General features: G+C 65.6%; 15 protein-coding genes. 5 read left to right on the top strand and 10 right to left on the bottom strand.

Features of this window, described 5'->3' with window-relative positions; all coding sequences use genetic code 11:
* Nucleotides 1–186: 186 nt before the first annotated feature.
* From phnD to AC1DEZ_RS13755, 3 genes are all read left to right on the top strand, one after another.
* Entirely contained in the window at nucleotides 187–1,101 is a 915-nt protein-coding gene (phnD, locus tag AC1DEZ_RS13765) for a phosphate/phosphite/phosphonate ABC transporter substrate-binding protein (protein ID WP_441511047.1), read from the top strand.
* Nucleotides 1,102–1,276: 175 nt separating this feature from the next.
* A complete protein-coding gene (locus AC1DEZ_RS13760; protein ID WP_441511046.1) occupies nucleotides 1,277–2,389 on the top strand; it encodes a branched-chain amino acid ABC transporter substrate-binding protein in 1,113 nt (370 codons plus the stop codon).
* A 231-nt stretch (nucleotides 2,390–2,620) separates the two neighbouring features.
* Entirely contained in the window at nucleotides 2,621–4,714 is a 2,094-nt protein-coding gene (locus AC1DEZ_RS13755; RefSeq protein WP_441511045.1) for an ABC transporter ATP-binding protein/permease, read from the top strand.
* A gap of 39 nt (nucleotides 4,715–4,753) precedes the next feature.
* Here the strand turns inward: AC1DEZ_RS13755 and AC1DEZ_RS13750 are convergent, their stop codons facing one another.
* The 10 genes from AC1DEZ_RS13750 to AC1DEZ_RS13705 all read right to left on the bottom strand — a co-directional run bounded on the left by AC1DEZ_RS13750 (nucleotide 4,754) and on the right by AC1DEZ_RS13705 (nucleotide 15,128).
* Nucleotides 4,754–5,236 (bottom strand): META domain-containing protein, encoded by a 483-nt coding sequence (locus tag AC1DEZ_RS13750; RefSeq protein ID WP_441511044.1) that lies wholly within the window; start codon nucleotides 5,234–5,236, stop codon nucleotides 4,754–4,756.
* A gap of 132 nt (nucleotides 5,237–5,368) precedes the next feature.
* Nucleotides 5,369–6,355, bottom strand: coding sequence for an ATP phosphoribosyltransferase (gene hisG / locus AC1DEZ_RS13745; protein WP_441511043.1), 987 nt, complete (start codon nucleotides 6,353–6,355; stop codon nucleotides 5,369–5,371).
* Nucleotides 6,352–7,464, bottom strand: coding sequence for an ATP phosphoribosyltransferase regulatory subunit (locus AC1DEZ_RS13740; protein WP_441511042.1), 1,113 nt, complete (start codon nucleotides 7,462–7,464; stop codon nucleotides 6,352–6,354). The genes hisG and AC1DEZ_RS13740 overlap by 4 nt, the downstream gene beginning before the upstream one ends.
* A gap of 172 nt (nucleotides 7,465–7,636) precedes the next feature.
* Nucleotides 7,637–7,954 carry a GIY-YIG nuclease family protein gene (locus tag AC1DEZ_RS13735; RefSeq protein WP_441511041.1) on the bottom strand — a complete coding sequence of 106 codons (318 nt, stop codon included), beginning with the start codon at nucleotides 7,952–7,954 and terminating at the stop codon, nucleotides 7,637–7,639.
* Between the two features lie 58 nt (nucleotides 7,955–8,012).
* A complete protein-coding gene (hisS, locus tag AC1DEZ_RS13730) occupies nucleotides 8,013–9,647 on the bottom strand; it encodes a histidine--tRNA ligase (RefSeq protein ID WP_441511040.1) in 1,635 nt (544 codons plus the stop codon).
* Nucleotides 9,648–9,869: 222 nt separating this feature from the next.
* The gene (gene glcF / locus AC1DEZ_RS13725; RefSeq protein WP_476779818.1) at nucleotides 9,870–11,243 is read right to left on the bottom strand and encodes a glycolate oxidase subunit GlcF; all 1,374 of its coding nucleotides are present in this window, start codon (nucleotides 11,241–11,243) and stop codon (nucleotides 9,870–9,872) included.
* Nucleotides 11,244–11,246: 3 nt separating this feature from the next.
* Nucleotides 11,247–11,882: a DUF2585 domain-containing protein gene (locus tag AC1DEZ_RS13720; RefSeq protein WP_441511038.1), complete on the bottom strand. Its 636-nt coding sequence runs from the start codon at nucleotides 11,880–11,882 to the stop codon at nucleotides 11,247–11,249.
* Nucleotides 11,882–13,069, bottom strand: coding sequence for an FAD-binding protein (locus tag AC1DEZ_RS13715; protein WP_441511037.1), 1,188 nt, complete (start codon nucleotides 13,067–13,069; stop codon nucleotides 11,882–11,884). The genes AC1DEZ_RS13720 and AC1DEZ_RS13715 overlap by 1 nt, the downstream gene beginning before the upstream one ends.
* A gap of 163 nt (nucleotides 13,070–13,232) precedes the next feature.
* The gene (locus tag AC1DEZ_RS13710) at nucleotides 13,233–13,520 is read right to left on the bottom strand and encodes a GIY-YIG nuclease family protein (RefSeq protein ID WP_441511036.1); all 288 of its coding nucleotides are present in this window, start codon (nucleotides 13,518–13,520) and stop codon (nucleotides 13,233–13,235) included.
* Between the two features lie 171 nt (nucleotides 13,521–13,691).
* Complete coding sequence (locus AC1DEZ_RS13705; protein ID WP_441511035.1) at nucleotides 13,692–15,128, bottom strand: FAD-binding oxidoreductase; 1,437 nt, start codon at nucleotides 15,126–15,128, stop codon at nucleotides 13,692–13,694.
* 137 nt (nucleotides 15,129–15,265) lie between these two features.
* On the opposite strand from AC1DEZ_RS13705, the gene AC1DEZ_RS13700 reads away from it, so the two are divergent.
* Both AC1DEZ_RS13700 and AC1DEZ_RS13695 read left to right on the top strand, forming a co-directional pair.
* The gene (locus tag AC1DEZ_RS13700) at nucleotides 15,266–16,171 is read left to right on the top strand and encodes a LysR family transcriptional regulator (protein ID WP_476779857.1); all 906 of its coding nucleotides are present in this window, start codon (nucleotides 15,266–15,268) and stop codon (nucleotides 16,169–16,171) included.
* 149 nt (nucleotides 16,172–16,320) lie between these two features.
* Nucleotides 16,321–17,259 (top strand): SMP-30/gluconolactonase/LRE family protein, encoded by a 939-nt coding sequence (locus tag AC1DEZ_RS13695; protein WP_476779817.1) that lies wholly within the window; start codon nucleotides 16,321–16,323, stop codon nucleotides 17,257–17,259.
* The last annotated feature ends 5 nt before the right edge of the window (nucleotides 17,260–17,264 follow it).

Raw genomic sequence — 17,264 nt, 5'->3', positions numbered from 1 at the left:
AACCGGGCACGCCCGGTTTCGGTGGCGGCATGGACTTCTGATCCACCGCTCCCGGCGAGACCACGGAAGGCCCGGCGCAAGCCGGGCCTTCTGCGTTTCACGGCGCCGTCATCCACCGCCATCCAGCCGTCGCCTGATGCATGCACCCAACCGCGGTCAATTCATTCGCGTACCCTGGGAGGCATCATGCCGACACGCCGCTCAGTCCTCGCCGGCCTTGCCGCCACGACCGCCGTCCCTGCTTTCGCGCAGGCGCCGGACTGGCGACAGAGCATCAAGGAGGTGCGCTTCGGCGTCTCTTCCGCCGAGAACGAAGCGGGTGCCGTCGCCCGCACCCAGCCGATGGTCGACTACCTATCGCAGCGTCTCGGCGTGCCCGTGCGGTTCTTCCGAGTTTCGGACTATGCCGGTCTTGTCGAGGCGATGCGGGCCGATCAGGTCGACTTCGCCCGGTTCGGGCCCGCGGTCTACGCGCTCGGGCGCCGCGTGCTGGGCGACAAGCTCCAGCCGCTGCTCCGCGATGTCGATAACCACGGGCAGGAGGGGTACTATTCGGTGCTGCTGGTCCGCGCGGAGAGCCCCTACCAGAACCTTGCCGATCTCAAGGGCAAGGTCATGGCCTTCGCCGATCCGAACTCGACCTCCGGATACGCCTTCCCCGCCTATTTTCTGCGCAAGCAAGGTTTCGACCCGAAAGCTCATTTCAGCGGCACGGTCTTTTCCGGCGGGCACGACAACTCCGTATTGGCGCTGGTGCGGGGCCAGTTCGACGTCGTCGCGACCTATCAGGTCAATACCGAGTCCGGCGTCGCCCAGCGCCTCGCCCAACGCGGCATGATCCAGGCCGGCTCGACCCGCGTGCTCTGGACCTCGCCACTGATCCCCTCCAGCCCGTTTTCGACGCGCGCCAACCTGCCGCAGGGTCTCAAGGACGACTTCGTCGCCGCGATGAGCGCGATGAAAGAGGCCGCTCCGGACGTCTGGAAGACCTTCACCGACGGCCATGTCTCGCGCTATGCGCCCGCGCGCCATGAGGATTATCTTGACGTCATCGCCGTCACCGAAGAGCTGGAGGCTCAGCGCAAGGCGCGGAGCGGCTGAGGCCTTTCCGAGCCACCCGCAAGCTCCCCAAGCCCGCCATGGCATTGCCATGCGTTTGTCGCCGTGCCTGATGAAAATGCGGGCAGTGTCCCTCGGGTCGCCCCTGGCCTATACAGGCGACAAGCGATCCCCGGCGGGATCGCGCGCATAAATTGCATGTCGTAGGGAGATGCAGATGAAAAAGTCCCACTTCCTCTCCGGCGTCGCGCTGGCCGCTACGCTGTTCCTCTCGGCCCAGGCCGCCCAGGCCGACATCACGATCGGCCTCATCGCGCCGCTGACCGGCCCTGTCGCCGCCTATGGCGATCAGGTGAAGAACGGTGCCCAGACCGCCGTCGACGTCATCAACAAGAATGGTGGCGTGCTCGGCGAGAAGCTCGTGCTGAAGCTCGCCGACGATGCCGGCGATCCCAAGCAGGGCGTCTCATCCGCCAACCTCCTCGTCGGCGAGAAGGTCAAGTTCGTGGTGGGTCCGGTGACCTCGGGCGTCGCCATGGCGGTTTCCGACGTGCTCTCCGAAAGCGGCGTGCTGATGGTGACGCCGACCGCAACCTCGCCGGCCCTGACCACGCGCGGCCTGACCAATGTCTTCCGGACCTGTGGCCGTGACGACCAGCAGGCGGAGATCGCCGCCGCCTATGTCCTGAAGAACCTGAAGGACAAGAAGATCGCGATCGTCCACGACAAGGGCACTTACGGAAAGGGCCTCGCCGACGCCTTCCAGAAGGGCATCAATGCCGGCGGGCTCAAGGAAGTCGTCGCGCTGACCGTCAACCCCGGCGACAAGGATCTCTCGGCCGTCGTGACGCGCCTCAAGGCCGCCAATGTCGATCTGATCTATTTCGGTGGCTACCACCCCGAGGGTGGCCTGCTCTCGCGCCAGCTCGCCGATGCCGGCGTCAAGGCCACGATCATCGGCGGCGAGGGTCTCTCCAACACGGAGTTCGCGGCGATCGGCGGCGATCACGCCACGGGCACGCTCTTCACCAACGCCACCGACGCGCTGAAGAACCCGGACTCGGCCCAGGCGGTCGCCGCGCTGAAGGAGAAGGGCATTCCGCCGGAGGCCTTCACGCTCAACGCCTATGCCGCGGTCGAGGTGCTCAAGGCCGCCATCGAGAAGGCCGGCAAGCCGGGCGACGCAAGCGGCGCCGCCAAGGCCTTGCAGGCGGGCACGCCCGTCAAGACGGCCATCGGCACGCTGACCTACGGCAAGACCGGCGACCTGAGTTCGCCGAGCTTCTCGATGTACAAATGGGATGCCGGCAAGATCGTCGCCGCCCAGTGATGCTTGCAGCTAGCGGGCCGCTGTTCCGCTAGGTTTTGCCTTCCGCCCCGGGCGAGCCAAGCTCGTTCCGGGGCGTTTTGCTTGATGGCGCGGCGGCCTGTCTCAGCCTCGCCGCCGCCTCTCCACCAGATGACAATTTGCTCATTCGGGCGCATCGCCATTGAAAGGCCCCATCCGCTGCGACATGGTCCGAATCGTGGAGCCCACTGTTTCCCGCCAGGATCCCTGCCCATGCGTCTGTTGAGCATCCTCGTCGCCGTGTTGGCGGCTGTCACCCTGGTCGTCGGCCAGCAGGCCGGCTCGGCCGGGCTGATCGGCATGGGCGTCGTCGGCCTGCTTCTGGCAGCGGTAACCTTCCGCTCACCGACCCTTCCGTTCTTCCTGCGCATATTCTCTGGCGTCTTCGCGATCGAGTATGTGTTGTTCGGCGCGGCGGCGGTGCTGGCACAGATCGATTGGTGGCCCCCGGCGCTGCAGATTCCGCCGGTGCCGTCCAGCCTGCCGACCACCGTGGGCGTCTTCGCCATCCTGATCTACGCGATCTCCTTCGTGCCGGTGATCGCGCGCATCGCCCGGCTCGCCTCGCCCTATTTCGAATCTAATGAGATCACAACAGCCAATCTCTGGCCAATCGGGCCGTTCAGAATTCGACTCGGAGCCCTGGCTGTTTCGCTGCTCGTCTTGCTGATTGTGATAAACCAGGCGCAGGTCGGCGCATCGCTTCGCCTCTCCTTTTTCAATCGCGACATGTACGACGCATTGCAGAACAAGGACGCGGCGGCGTTCTGGTACCAGCTCTTCTACGTCTTCTGCGTCTGGGCCGGCTTGCTTGTTATTTCCAACCTGATCGAACTTTTCGCCAATTATACGATCCTGATCCGCTGGCGGCAGTTCATGGCGAACGAGTACACCCAGCGGTGGCTCGACCATGCCACTCATTACCGGATCGCGCTCGCCGGAAGCGTCGACAATCCCGACCAGCGCATCGCCGAAGACACCCGCGCCTTCGTCAACCAGACCTATAATTTCGCGCTGCCCCTGCTCTCGCAGGTTTCGACGCTGGTCTCGTTCTCGATCATCCTCTGGAACATCCCCGTCGCATTCACCCTGCCGGGAACCTCCTTCGCGGTGCCGGGCTATATCTTCTGGGTGGCGTTCTTCTATGCCGCGGCGGCCACCTGGTTGACCCACCTCATCGGCCGCCCGCTGATCCGGCTCGAATTCGAGCAGGAGAAGCGCGAGGCGAATTTCCGCTTTTCCCTGGCGCGCCTGCGCGAATATTCAGAGCAGATCGCGCTGATGGTCGGAGAGCCGACGGAGCGCGCACATCTAGCACAGCGCTTCCGCGATATCGTCGAGAACTTCTACCGACTAGTCTGGCGCCGGTTGAAGCTAAACAGCTTTACATGGTCCTATAATCAGCTCAGCGTCGTTCTGCCCTACATCATCCTTGCCCCCTACTACTTCGCGGGCACGATCACGCTTGGCATCATGATGCAGGTGGCCGGCGCCTTCGACCGGGTGCAGACCGCGCTCTCCTTCATCATCAACAGCTATTCCTCGATCGCTTCCTATCTCGCCTCGATCAACCGTCTGACCTCGTTCGAGACAGCGATCGCCGACGCGCAGCACGGCCCGATCAGCGAGGAAGCGCTCAGCCGCGAGACTTCGCGCGACAAGGGCCTGCACATCCGCAACGCGACGCTGCTGCTGCCGAACGGCAAGCCGATCGTGAAGCTCGGCGCGCTCGATTTCGGCAAGGCGCGCTCGACCCTGCTGATCGGCCCGTCCGGCTCGGGCAAGTCGACGCTGTTCCGCGCCATTGCCGGCATCTGGCCCTTCGGCGACGGCAAGGTCGGGATTCCGCCCGACGCGCAGATCATGCTGCTGCCGCAGCGCCCTTATCTGCCGCAAGGATCGCTGCGAGCCGCGCTGGCCTATCCCGCCAAGGAAGGCGCCTATGACGACGCCGCGATCCGCGCCGCAATGGAGAAGGTCAAGCTCGGCCATCTCGCCGACAAGCTCGACGAAATCGATCTCTGGGGGCAGCGGCTTTCGGGCGGTGAGCAGCAGCGGCTGGCCGTTGCGCGGGCGCTGCTGAGCAAGCCGGACTGGCTCTTTCTCGACGAGGCCACCGCCTCGCTCGACGAGAAGCTGGAGGGCGAGATCTACGCCACGATCGACCGGGAGCTCCCGCAGACCCGTATCGTCTCGATCGGCCACCGGACGACGCTGCGCTCCATGCACGACGTCATCGTCACCATGGAACCCAACGCGGACGACACCTTCACCCCCACACCGATGGAAAAAACGCCGGCTGCCTGAGGCAGCCGGCGCCGAAACATCCGGTCGAAGCTGAAGCGATCAGAGCGAGCGGCTGAGGGTCAACTCGCCGGCCGCGCCCTTGATGACGAGGCGGCCATTGACGATGTCCCAGTTGCGCGCTGCGCGCAGGGCGGTGAGGAAGGTGCGCTCGAACTCGAGCAGCCCCTTGTCGCAATCGCGCTTGGTGAGGGCGATCGGCCCCACCGCGATCCCCTGCTGGCGCAGAGGGTAGGCCGAGGCCGAAAAGGTGTTACAGCCGCCGAAACCGGTGCCGCGCAGGTTCTTGTCGATGATCAGCGTCGCCCGGCGATCATAGACGGGCTTGCCATTCAGCTGAACGACGCTCCAGCTCGCGCCGACCGGAAAGGTCTTCTCCTGCTGGGCCTGCGGAATCTCGGTCTGCCCGCCGAGCTCCGTGCGGGACGGCATCTGCTGGCGGCGCTGCGCCATGGCCTCGTCCGGCATCAGCATCGGCACGGCCAGGCCAGCAAGAACGGCCGCAAGGCCAAGGCGTCGGATCATGATCGTCTTACCTGCATTCACTCGCACGGCCGCGCGGCCGGCCGCCAAACCGGTTAACGCCTAGAGGCCAATTGGTTCAGGATCAAGGCTGAACCGCGACGGATACCGTCATTCCGTCGCAGAAAAGCGGCTTCAGATCCGGCCGTTGAGTCGTTCCAGCAGGCGGTTCGACCGGCGGAAGACGTAAGCCAGGGCGGAGACGGTCACATCGTCGGCACCGAGACCGTCGAGATGATCGACCAGCGCGAAGACGGCCTTGTCCGGGCAATGCAGCGTCAGCGGCGCACCGGCCGCCGGCGCACCGAACGGCAGGCGGGCGCCGAAACGCTCCCCGAGAACCGCCAGTACCTCCGGAGACAGATCGAGACGCGCGCGGACCTCGCGGATCGTGCGCCCCTCTTCCTCCGCCGCGATGCGCGAGAGGATGGTCTTCGCCGCTGCCTTGGCACGCTCGCCCCAGGGCGCGCGCATCGAGGCAACGAGATTGGCCTCCGAGGCCAGCATCACGCCGTCGTCCAGCACCTTCAGCGCGTTGGCAGCAAGCGTCGCCCCGGTCGTGGTAATGTCGACGACGATCTCGGCCGTGCCGGCGGCGGGCGCGCCTTCGGTCGCGCCGAGGCTCTCGACGATACGGTAATCGGCGAGGCCGTGCTCAGCGAAGAAGCGGCGGGTCAGATGCACGTATTTGGTGGCAACGCGCAGCTTGCGGCCATGGCGGGCGCGCATATGCGAAGCGACGTCTTCGAGATCGGCCATGCTGCGCACGTCGATCCAGGCCTGCGGCACCGCGACGACGACATTGGCGTGGCCGAAACCGAGCGGCGTCAGCATCTCGACCGCGGCGTCGGCATCGGACAACTGCTCACGGACGAGATCCTCGCCGGTGATGCCGAGATGGGCCGCGCCCGATGCAAGCTGTGAGACGATCTCGGAGGCAGAGAGGAACGCGACCTCGGCGCCATCAACCCCGGCGATCGTGCCGCGATAGCCGCGCTCGCCGCTGGCCTTGACGAATTTCAGCCCGGCGCGGCCGAAGAAGGCGGTCGCGTTCTCCTGCAGGCGACCCTTCGAGGGCACGGCGAGGACGAGGGGGGCATCATTGCCGGATGGCTGGCTCATGCCGCGTCTCCCGTCAGCCGGTCGAGCCAGAGCGAGGCGCCGACGGCCGGGATCGGCCGGCCCGCACCGAGACGGCCGAGGAGGTTGTCGTAGCGGCCGCCGCCGGCGACCGGCTTGCCGTCACCGCGAGTGGTGTCGTGCAGCTCGAAGATGAAGCCGGTGTAGTAGTCGAGATTGCGGGCAAAGCCGGCCGAGAAGCGGATCGTGCCGACATCGACGCCGCGCGCGGCGAGGAAGCCGGTGCGTTCGTCGAAGGCATCGAGCTGGCGGCCAAGATCGAGCGAGGCCTGATCGGCCAGCGCCCGCAGCGCGGCGGACGCGGTGTCGGGATCGCCGGAGACGGCGAGCACCTGCGCGAGCAGCGCCTTGACGTCACCATTGACCGGATTCTCGCGCTCGGCGGCGCGGGCCAGGAAACGTTCCGCGATATCGCCAGCGGTGCGGCCGCCGACGGTCGAGATGCCGGCGATCGACAGCACATCCTCGACGAAGGCGCGCGCGGCCTTGGGGTCCTGCCCTTCAAGCGCCTTGAGCAGGCCGGCATGGGCGGCGTCGCCCTCGGCGGTCGGCGGATCGAGTGCCTCGACGGCCTCCGTGCCCCTGCCCTGCACGATGGCGCGCACGAGGCGGCGTCGCGCGCCCTGCGGCACTGAGAGCCTGTCAAGCAGCGCACCGAGCAGCGCGACATCGCCCATGGCGATGCGGGGCGCCTTCAGCCCGAGAACGGCAGTCGCCTCGATAGTAACTGCCATGATCTCGGCGTCAGCGGCAGTGAAATCGCCACGACCGAAGGATTCGATGCCCGCCTGCTGGAACTCGCCCGGCTCACTGGCACGCATGCGGAAGACCGGGCCGGCATAGGCGTAGGCCGCCGGCTCGGTCGAGCCCGAGGCGATGTGATCGAGCGCGACGGGGATGGTGTATTCGGGGCGCAGGCACCAGTCGCGGCCATCGGCATCCTGCGTCATGAAGATGCGGCGGCGGATATCCTCGCCCGAAAGATCGAGGAAGACGTCGGCGGGCTGGAGGATCGCGGGCTCGGCATGGACATAGCCCTCGCCTGCGAAGAGCGCGATCACGGTCTCAATGCTGGCGCGGCTTGCGGACACGGCTTCCTATCCTGTTGCGAGCGCCGTCCTAGCAGCGGTGCGCCTAATTTTCGAGGGATTTGAGGGAAATGGGTGAACGGGATTTTCCGGTCGTCATGCTCGGGCTTGACCCGAGCATCTCGGGACGATGGAGGCTGCTCTACTCTTCCTGCCCGAGATTCTCGGCTCTCCGCTACGCTTCGGCCGAGAATGGCGATGGGTAAATATCTTCGAACAGATCTCGCCAGTTCGGATTACCATTCTCGATCAGTTCGATTTTCCATTCGCGATTCCAACGCTTCAGACTCGTCTCGCGCTGGATGGCCAGATCGATATGATCGAACGTCTCGAACCAGACGAGCTTGTCGAGATTGTATCGTGCCGTAAACGACCGACTGACAAGCAGCTTATGCTCCGAAATGCGTTTGACCAGATCAGCGGTCACACCAAGATATAACGCGCCTCGCGGCTTGTTCGTCATGATGTAGACGAAGGACGATTCGAGGTTCACGTCATTCTCGGGCGAAGCTAAGCGCAGACCCGAAAATCTCCGGCAAGAGATGCTCGGGTCAAGCCCGAGCATGACGCTGGAGCACGGTCTTCACCCCGTCCACCAATCGATCCACCGGCACGGCGAACTGCGCCTGCGCCTGCTTCGCCTTGTGCTCGGCGGAATCCTTGACGTCGCGGCTGGCGGCAGCGAGCTCGGCGCCGAGGATCAGGTCCTTGATGACGACGGTGCCGGCCTCGCGCTCCGAAGAGCCCTGAATGACAGCGCAGATGGCGCCGCGCCGGTCGGCGTATTTCATCTGCGCGTTGAAGCCGGAGGCGCCGAGATAGAGGTCCGCCCGCAGCAGCGGCTTGCCGTCCGCGTCTTTGGCCTGGCGGAGCGCCGAGACCATCGCCTGATAGCCGGGCATGAACTCCGGCGACTTGTTGTCCATCGCGGTGACGACGACGAGCGGGAGTTCGTTCTTGCTGTCGACGATGGGGGACTTCACCGCCTTCAGCGCCGAATAGAGCCTGGAGACGCCGATAGAAAAGCCGGTCGCCGGCACCGGCTCGGGCCGGAAGCGTCCGACGAGGCCATCATAGCGCCCGCCCCCTGCCACCGAACCGAAACGCACGACCTGTCCGTCGTCATTGGTGACCGGGAAGGTCAGCTCCACCTCGTAGACCGGGCCGGTATAGTATTCGAGGCCGCGGACGACGGAGGGATCGATCTTTATTCGTCCCGGGCCATAGTCGCTTCCTCGAATTAGCCGACACAATTCTTCGAGTTCTTGAACCCCTTGCTCACCAACATCCGATCCGGCAACAGCTTGGCGCAGAAACGAGATTGTCATGCCGTCGGACGGAAAGGTAGCCTCACCCGGCGGATCACCGGCCGGCGCGGGTTCACCTCGACGCTCAGACGCCGAACGTAGCTCAGGCGTCGATTCCCTAAAGCCAATTTGGCTCGTGATCAGCAGAACTCTCGCGGCTTGATCGCCGCTTAGGCCGGCCCCTTTTGTAAAATCTCCGCTTTCGTCCGTACGCCCTTCACAGAGAAGTTTGCGGACCTCTTCTGGTGGGAACTTGTCTGCCTTATCGATTGCGCGAAGCACCGTAAGCCGGCGCCCCGCATTCTCCTCGCCGCCGAGGCCGATGGCTTCCATTACGCCGTCGAGCACCTTGCGGTTGTTGACCTTCACGACATAGTCGCCGCGCTTGATGCCGAGCTTCTCCATCGTGTCGGCGGCGAGCATGCAGATCTCGGCATCGCCCGCGACGGTGCCGCTGCCTACGATATCGGCGTCGAACTGCATGAACTGGCGGAAGCGACCCGGCCCCGGCTTCTCGTTGCGGAAGACGTAGCCGACACGATAGCTGCGATAGGGCTTCGGCAGCGCGTCGAAATTCTCGGCGACATAGCGCGCGAGCGGCGCGGTCAGGTCGTAGCGCAGCGAGAGCCACTGCTCGTCATCGTCCTGGAAGGAGAAAACGCCCTCGTTCGGCCGGTCCTGATCCGGCAGGAATTTTCCGAGCGCATCGGTGTACTCGACGAAGGGCGTCTCGACCGGATCGAAGCCATAGACCGAAAAGCTCTCGCGGATGACGGAAAGCATGCGCTCGGTGGCGGCGACATCGGCCGGGCCACGATCGACGAAGCCGCGCGGCTGGCGGGCCTTCAGCTTGGCAGGGGCGGATTTGTCGGCGGACATGGGCGTTCGAACTCGAATTGGGCCAAATAACCCAGATATGCGTTGGGCAACACAGATGTGGGTTGATGGCGGGTTAGACCGTACGAGCGCGAGGGGCAAGGGTTCGAGCGTCGATAGCTCACTCCGTCATGGTCGGGCTTGTCCCGACCATCCACGTCTTCGTTCGGCGAGCGCGGTGTTCAAGACCTGGATACTCGCCACAAGGGCGAGCATGACGGCGTGCTACTCCACAGCCGCCAGCGCCTTCTCCCGCAACGGCCGATCCGCGATCCCCGCCCGCGCCAGCTTCTCCGGCAGCGGGCCGCCGGTCGCCCAGTCCAGCAATTCGGCGGTGTGGACCACCGGAGTGGTCGCGCCCTTGTCGGCAAAACCCTTCGCGAGCTGGGTCATGCAGCCAATATTGCCGGTCGCGACCAGCACCGGCTTGGTGCGCTCGATATTGCCGATCTTGCGCTCGCGCAGGCGGCCGGCGATCTCGGGCTGGAGGATGTTGTAGACGCCGGCCGAGCCGCAGCAGATATGGCCCTCCGGCACCTCCTTGACCTTGAAGCCCGCGCCAGAGAGCAGCCGCTTCGGCCCGTCCTTGAGCTGCTGGCCGTGCTGCATCGAGCAGGCCGAGTGATAGGCGATCGGCATGGCGACATCGCGGACCGCCGCAAGCTCCAGCGTCTCCAGGAATTCGGTGACGTCCTTCGCCAGCGCGGAGACCTTCGCCGCCTTCTCGGCATAATCAGGCTCGCCACGGAACATGAAGCCGTAATCCTTGATCGTCGTGCCACAGCCAGAGGCCGTGATCAGGATGGCGTCGAGCCCCTCGCCTGCGGCCTCCGCCATCCAGGCGTCGATATTCGCGCGGGCGAAGGACAGGGCATCGTGCTCCTGGCCCATATGATGGACGAGCGCGCCGCAGCAGCCCTCCCCCTTCGGCAGCACAACCTCGACGCCGTGCCGGTTGAGCAGACGGATCGTCGCCTCGTTGATGGCGGGATCGAGCACCGGCTGGGCGCAGCCSGARAGCAGCGCCACRCGCTTCGTCCGTGCCGCAGGCGGGGGGAAGCTCTGCGGCCCCTCCATCGTCGAGCGAGTCGGCAGCCGCACCGGGGCCAGTGCCAGCATCGCCCTCAGCCGCGGCCCGACGACCGGGAGCACGCCGAGGACGGGAGCGAAGGGCTTGCCGATGAGCGCCGCGAGCATCGCCGCGCGGAAGCGGCCGGGATAGGGCAGGATCGCCGCCAGAATCTTGCGCAGCAGCCGGTCATGCCAGGAGCGCACATAGGTTTCCTCGATATGGGCGCGGGCATGGTCGACGAGGTGCATGTAGTGCACGCCCGAGGGGCAGGTCGTCATGCAGGACAGGCAGGAGAGGCAGCGGTCGATATGAGTGACCACCTCCGGCGTCGCCGGCTTGCCGTTCTCCAGCATGTCCTTGATCAGGTAGATGCGCCCGCGCGGGGAATCCAGCTCGTCACCGAGCAGCAGATAAGTCGGGCAGGTCGCGGTGCAGAAGCCGCAATGCACGCAGGTGCGCAGAATCTTCTCCGAGGCCGGCATGCGCGGATCGGAGGCAAGGCGTTCGGGGGTGAAGTTGGTCTGCATGGCTCAGGCTCCGCCCTGCCAGGCTTTGATCCAGTCCATCGGCCAGAGCAGCATGATGACGTTGAGGGTGAGGTTGTCACGGATCAGCCAGCCGACGATCAGCTCCATTGCGAGCGCGCTCGAAACAGTCAGCCAGACAGGCGCCAGCCGCGCGACGAAGAAGCCCAGTACCATGGCCAGGATATCGGAAACCGAGTTCAGGACGCTGTCGCCGTAATAGTCCAGCGAGATCGTGGCGGAACGGTAGTGGTTGATTACCGCGTCGGTGTTCTCGGTGATCTCCCAGGCGCTCTCGATCACGATGGCGAGCAGCAGCGCGAGGCCGAAGGAGAGCGGCAGGCCGGTGAAGCGGCGGATCAGCCAGAACAGGCCGTAGAACAGGAAGCCGTGGATGATGTGAGAGAAGGTGTACCAGTCGGCAATGTGCTGGGAGTTCTCGGAGGACATCACCGTGCCCTGCCAGAGCTTGATGGTCCCGCACTTGCAGATGGGCTCGCGGCCCATCCAGAGCAGGACGGCCGCCGCGCCGACCGTCAGCAGCGCCGCCAGCACGGCGATAACCACTGGGCTCAGACGGCCCGGCGCCCAATTCGCTCCGATCGTAGGCCTCTCGGCGGAAAGCGTATCAGCGAGCGTCATCAGATCCCCGCATACATCCGGCCGGGCTCGAAGATGCCGGCCGGGTCGAAGCTCTTCTTGATGCCGGCCGTGACCCGCATCAGCGGCTCGGCCAGCGGCTGGAACACTTCGACCGAATCGCGCACCGCATCGGGCGCCCGCACCAGCATAGCGTGGCCGCCGAGCGGTTTCAGCGCGGTGCGGATGGCGGCCGTACCGGCATCGCCATCGGCGGAAACCGCCAGCCAGACCAGCCCGCCGCCCCAGTCGTAGAACCAGCGCGCGCCCGGCAGCATCCGCCCGATCGCCGCGGCCGCCTTCGGGCCGTCCGTCGGCTTGAGCGAGAGGCGCCAGACGGCCTCGTCCGTTCCGGCGAAGAAGGCAGCGTCGCGGATATCGCGCCAGAGTTCGGCCATGCCCTCGCCTTCGAGACGGTCGGGCACGCCGTATTCGCCGAGAAGCAGGGCGAGCTCGCCGGCGCGGTATTCGATCGAGTCCGGGAAATTCTCCAGGCGCAGGAGCGTCACGGCTGCCTCCCCAGCGAGGCCAGCAGGAAGATGGGCCGCGGCCATCGGCTCGAAGGGCGAGCCCAGCGCCTTCGATAGAAGAGCAACGCCCTGCGCATCCGACAACCCGCGCCATTGCAGCGTCGCGATCTCCGCCGGCTTCGGAAGCACGCGGAAGGTGACTTCAGTGAGGAAGCCGAGCGTGCCGTGGCTGCCGCTGACGAGCTTCACCAGATCGAGGCCGGTAACGTTCTTCATCACGCGGCCGCCGGATTTGATCATCTCGCCGCGGCCATTGACCATGCGGATGCCGATCAGGGAATCGCGCGCGGCGCCGGCATTGATGCGGCGTGGGCCGGAGATGTTGCAGGCGGCGATGGCGCCGATCGTCGGCTCGCCCTCGGTGCCATAGAGGGCACGGTGGTCCATCGGCTCGAAGGGCAGCATCTGACCGCGCTCGGCGAGCGTCTCCTGCACCAGGGCGAACTGCGTGCCGGCGCGCGCGGCGATAACCATCTCGGCCGGCTCGTAGAGGGTGATGCCGGTGAGGCCCGCGCTGGACAAGGTGCTTGCAGCCTGGGCCGGGCGGCCGAGACCAGCCCGTGTACCGCCGCCGCTCAAGGTCAGCGGCACGCGGGAGTCGATGACCGATTTCACGACGGCGCAGGCCTGCGCCTCAGTGGTGGGGGTGTGGATGATCACGTGCAGGCTCCCCCGTCATTCCGGGGCACGCCAAAGGCGTGAGCCCGGAACCCATAAGCACGACATATGTCATCGTGCGTTGGGCGCCTCCCCTTCCTTGCAACGTCGAGTTCATGGGTTCCGGGATCTTCGCTACGCGAAGCCCCGGAATGACGGGGGCGGTTCACTGCGCCAGTAGCGGATATAGATCCGCCCAATCGGGATTGTTCGCCTCGATCAGGTTGATCTTCCATTGTCGCCGCCACTTCTTGATATCCTTCTCGCGATCGATCGCCTCGGCCGCCGTCGCATGTTCCTCGCACCAGACCAGACGCTCGACCCCGTACCGGCGCGAAAATCCCGGAACCACCTTGCTTTTGTGCTCGTGAACGCGGCGAGCGAGGTTGCGTGTGACTCCTAGGTAAAGCGTTCCCTCGCGTCGGCTCGCCAGCAGGTAGACGTGAAACGGCACCCTCTTCCTCCGCGGTCTTTCCGGAACTTCGCGCAGCGAAGAGCCCGGAACCCATGACCACAACGCCGACGGAAGGTCGCAGATTGAACGATCGATTCAATCCGGAAGCGAGGGTGTCCATGGGTTCAGGGTTCGGCGCTTTGGGCCGCCCCGGAATGACGAAGAGATTCGTCACGCCGCCACCCTGCCTTCCAGCGGAAAAACCTTCGCGGGATTGAGCAGCCAGCGCTCGTCGAACACCGCCCGCACCCGCATCTGCTGGGCAAGATCCGCTTCGTTGAACTGGAAGGTCATCAGGTCGCGTTTCTCGATGCCGACGCCGTGCTCGCCGGTGAGGCAGCCGCCGACCTCAACACAGAGCTTGAGGATGTCCATGCCGGCATCCTCCGCTTTCTGCGCCTCGACCGCGTCGTTGCAATTGTAGAGGATGAGCGGGTGGAGGTTGCCGTCGCCGGCGTGGAAGACGTTGGCGACGCGCAGGCCATAACTCTTCACGATCTCGTCCATGCGCTTGAGCACGTAGGGGAGCTGCCCGGTCGGGATGGTGCCGTCCATGCAGATGTAATCCGCGATGCGGCCGGTGGCGCCGAAGGCCGATTTACGGCCCTTCCAGATCGCGGCCGACTCCATGGCGGACTGGCTCTCCTTCACCGTCTTGACGCCGTGCTCCCTAGCGATGGCGACGATGCGGGCAAGCTGGGCATCCATCTCGGCATCCGAGCCCTCGACCTCGATGATCAGCAGCGCCTCGACATCCATCGGGTAGCCCGCCTTGGCGAAGGCCTCGCAGATCTCGATCGCCGGCTTGTCCATGAACTCCATCGCGACCGGGATGATGCCGGCACCGATGATGGCGGCGACCGCCGCGCCCGCCTGCTCGCTTGTCGGGAAGCCGAACAGCACCGGACGCGCGCCCTCGGCCGAACGCAGGATGCGGACCGTCGCCTCGGTGATGATTCCGAGCTGGCCCTCCGAGCCGTTGATCAGGCCGAGCAGGTCGTAGCCCGGCGAATCGAGATGGCCGCCGCCGATCTCGACGATGCTGCCGTCGAGCATGACAAGCGTCACGCCGAGCACGTTATTGGTGGTGACGCCGTATTTCAGGCAATGCGCGCCGCCCGAATTCATGCCGATATTGCCGCCGATCGAGCAGGCGAGCTGCGAGGACGGGTCGGGCGCGTAGAAGAAGCCCTCCGCCGAAACGGCGCCGGTCACCGCGAGATTGGTGACGCCGGCCTGCACCCTGGCGGTGCGGTTGGAATAGTCGATCTCGAGGATGCGGTTCATCTTGGAGACGCCGATGACGATCGCATCCTCCTGCGGAATCGCGCCGCCGGCGAGCGAGGTGCCGGCGCCGCGCGGCACCACCGGGACGCCCTGCTCAAGGCAATAGCGCAGCACGGCTGCCACCTCCTGCGTGGTCGAGGGCAGAACGACCGCGAGCGGCATGCGGCGATAGGCAGTCAGCGCATCGGTCTCGTAGGGGCGGCGCTCGTCGTCGCTGGTGATCAGGGCGTCCCGCGCCACCAGACCGGCGAGGCCGGCAATGATCGATTCGCGGCGGGCGAGAATGCCGGCATCCGGCACCGGAAAAGCTATCGCGCTCATCACTCCCTCCCATCTCAACGGCACCAGAGCACCGCTCTCGGCGCATTGTTTGCGCTGCAAGATTAGATCAATTCAATGGCTCTTGCAGCGCGGCTAAAGCCAGCCATTATTTCCAGAATGGAAAAGGTGGCGTGCTGATGGACCGATTCGGCGATCTCGATGTGTTTGCGCATGTGGTGACGGCGAAAAGCATGTCGGCGGCAGGCCGCCAGCTCAACCTGTCGCCCGCCGTCATCTCGAAGCGGATTCGCCGGCTCGAGGAGCGGCTCGGCGTGCGCCTGCTCCAGCGCACGACCCGGCAGCTGGCGCTGACCGAAGCCGGACAGGGCTTCTATGAGCGCGTCGTCTCGATCCTGTCCTCGATCGAGGAAGCCGAGGCCTGGGTCGCGAGCGGCGCGGGCCAGGTGCGCGGCACGCTGCGGGTCTCGGCGCCGACCTCCTTCGGGCGCATGCATGTCGCGCCGCATCTCAAGCGCTTCCTCGACGATAACCCACTGGTGACGGTCGAACTCGTCCTGAGCGACGCCTTCGTCGATGTCGTCGGCGAGGGTTTCGATCTCGCCATCCGCATCGCCGACCTGCAGGATTCGAGCCTCGTCGCGAAGCGGCTCGCGCCGAACCATCGCGTGCTCTGCGCCACGCCGGGCTATCTCGCCGCGCATGGCGTGCCGGCGGAGATCGGCGACCTCCCCCGCCATACGCTGATCGCGCATAACGCCGATCACTGGCGACTGGACGGGCCTGAGGGCCCGGTCTCCGTCCGGGTCAACGGCCCGCTCCGGACCAATTCGAGCGAGGTAGTCAGGGAGGCGCTACTGGCCGGCGTCGGCGTCGCGCTGCGCTCGACCTGGGATGTCGGCCCGGAGCTGAAATCGGGCGCGCTGCAGCGGGTACTCCCGGCCTATGCGGTCGGCTCGCGCGTCGCGGTCTACGCGGTCTATCCAAGCCGCCGCCACATGGAACAGAAGGTGCGCGCCTTCGTCGATTATCTCGGAGATCTCTACGGCGCCACGCCTTATTGGGATGCGGGGCTTGCACTCTAGCATTCGCTGGACCGAGATCATGCGGAGCCGTCATGCTCGGGCTTGACCCGAGCATCTCAAGACAAGAGAGCTGCTCCTCTGCCTGAGATTCTCGGGTCTACGCTTCGCTTCGCTCGAGAATGACGATCCGGCAGCAAGGGAGGAATGACATGTTCGGTGTGCTCGAAGGCACGGGGGTCTCGGTGCTCGATCCGCGGTTCCACCGCGTCATCCCCGGCTCGGCCCGGGTCGAGCGCCTGTGGACCGGCGCGCGCTGGTCGGAGGGACCGGCGTGGTTCCCGGCGCACAACTCGCTGGTCTGGTCGGACATCCCGAACAACCGGATGCTACGCTACGATGCGCTTACCGGCCATGTCGGCACCTTCCGTCAGCCGGCGCGCAACTCCAACGGCAACACCGTCGACGCTCAGGGTCGGCTCGTAACTTGCGAGCATGGCGGGCGGCAGGTGACGCGCACCGAGCATGACGGCTCGATCACCGTGCTGGCGAGCCACTATGGCGGGAAGCGGCTGAACTCACCCAACGATGTGGTGGTGAAGTCCGACCGCTCGATCTGGTTCACCGACCCCGATTACGGCATCCTGACCGACTACGAGGGCGACAAGTCACCGAGCGAGATGGGCGCCTGCAACGTCTACCGCATCGACGGAAATACCGGCGAGATCTCCATCGTCTCCGATGATTTCGTCAAGCCGAACGGGCTCGCCTTCTCCCCGGACGAGAGCATCCTCTACATCGCCGACACCGGCGCCAGCCACGACCCCGAGAACGGGCCGCGGCATATCCGCAGCTTTACGATCGGGAGCGATGGCCGCACGCTCGGCGCTTCCAAGGTGTTCGCCACCTGCACGGCCGGGCTGTTCGACGGCTTTCGCCCCGACGTCGAAGGCCGGATCTGGACGAGCGCGGCCGACGGCGTGCACATCTACCACCCTGATGGCACGCTGATCGGCAAGGTCGCGATCCCCGAGATCGTCGCCAATGTCTGCTGGGGCGGGCCAAAGCTCAACCGCCTGTTCATCTGCGGCACGACTTCGCTCTATTCGGTGATGACGCACACTAACGGGGCGGCGCGGCCGGGCGGCTGAGCCGC

Source organism: Allobosea sp. 10L422 (genome assembly GCF_056395345.1).
Note: the sequence above shows the minus strand (reverse complement) of the source record. Positions and strands in the feature narration are given on the sequence as shown.

Coding starts and splice junctions, on each gene's coding strand:
- AC1DEZ_RS13720 (WP_441511038.1), bottom strand. CDS start 11,882: ATGACGCTCGCTGATACGCTTTCCGCCGAGAGGCCTACGATCGGAGCG.
- phnD (WP_441511047.1), top strand. CDS start 187: ATGCCGACACGCCGCTCAGTCCTCGCCGGCCTTGCCGCCACGACCGCC.
- AC1DEZ_RS13755 (WP_441511045.1), top strand. CDS start 2,621: ATGCGTCTGTTGAGCATCCTCGTCGCCGTGTTGGCGGCTGTCACCCTG.
- AC1DEZ_RS13700 (WP_476779857.1), top strand. CDS start 15,266: ATGGACCGATTCGGCGATCTCGATGTGTTTGCGCATGTGGTGACGGCG.
- AC1DEZ_RS13705 (WP_441511035.1), bottom strand. CDS start 15,128: ATGAGCGCGATAGCTTTTCCGGTGCCGGATGCCGGCATTCTCGCCCGC.
- hisS (WP_441511040.1), bottom strand. CDS start 9,647: ATGTCCGCCGACAAATCCGCCCCTGCCAAGCTGAAGGCCCGCCAGCCG.
- AC1DEZ_RS13750 (WP_441511044.1), bottom strand. CDS start 5,236: ATGATCCGACGCCTTGGCCTTGCGGCCGTTCTTGCTGGCCTGGCCGTG.
- hisG (WP_441511043.1), bottom strand. CDS start 6,355: ATGAGCCAGCCATCCGGCAATGATGCCCCCCTCGTCCTCGCCGTGCCC.
- AC1DEZ_RS13695 (WP_476779817.1), top strand. CDS start 16,321: ATGTTCGGTGTGCTCGAAGGCACGGGGGTCTCGGTGCTCGATCCGCGG.
- AC1DEZ_RS13760 (WP_441511046.1), top strand. CDS start 1,277: ATGAAAAAGTCCCACTTCCTCTCCGGCGTCGCGCTGGCCGCTACGCTG.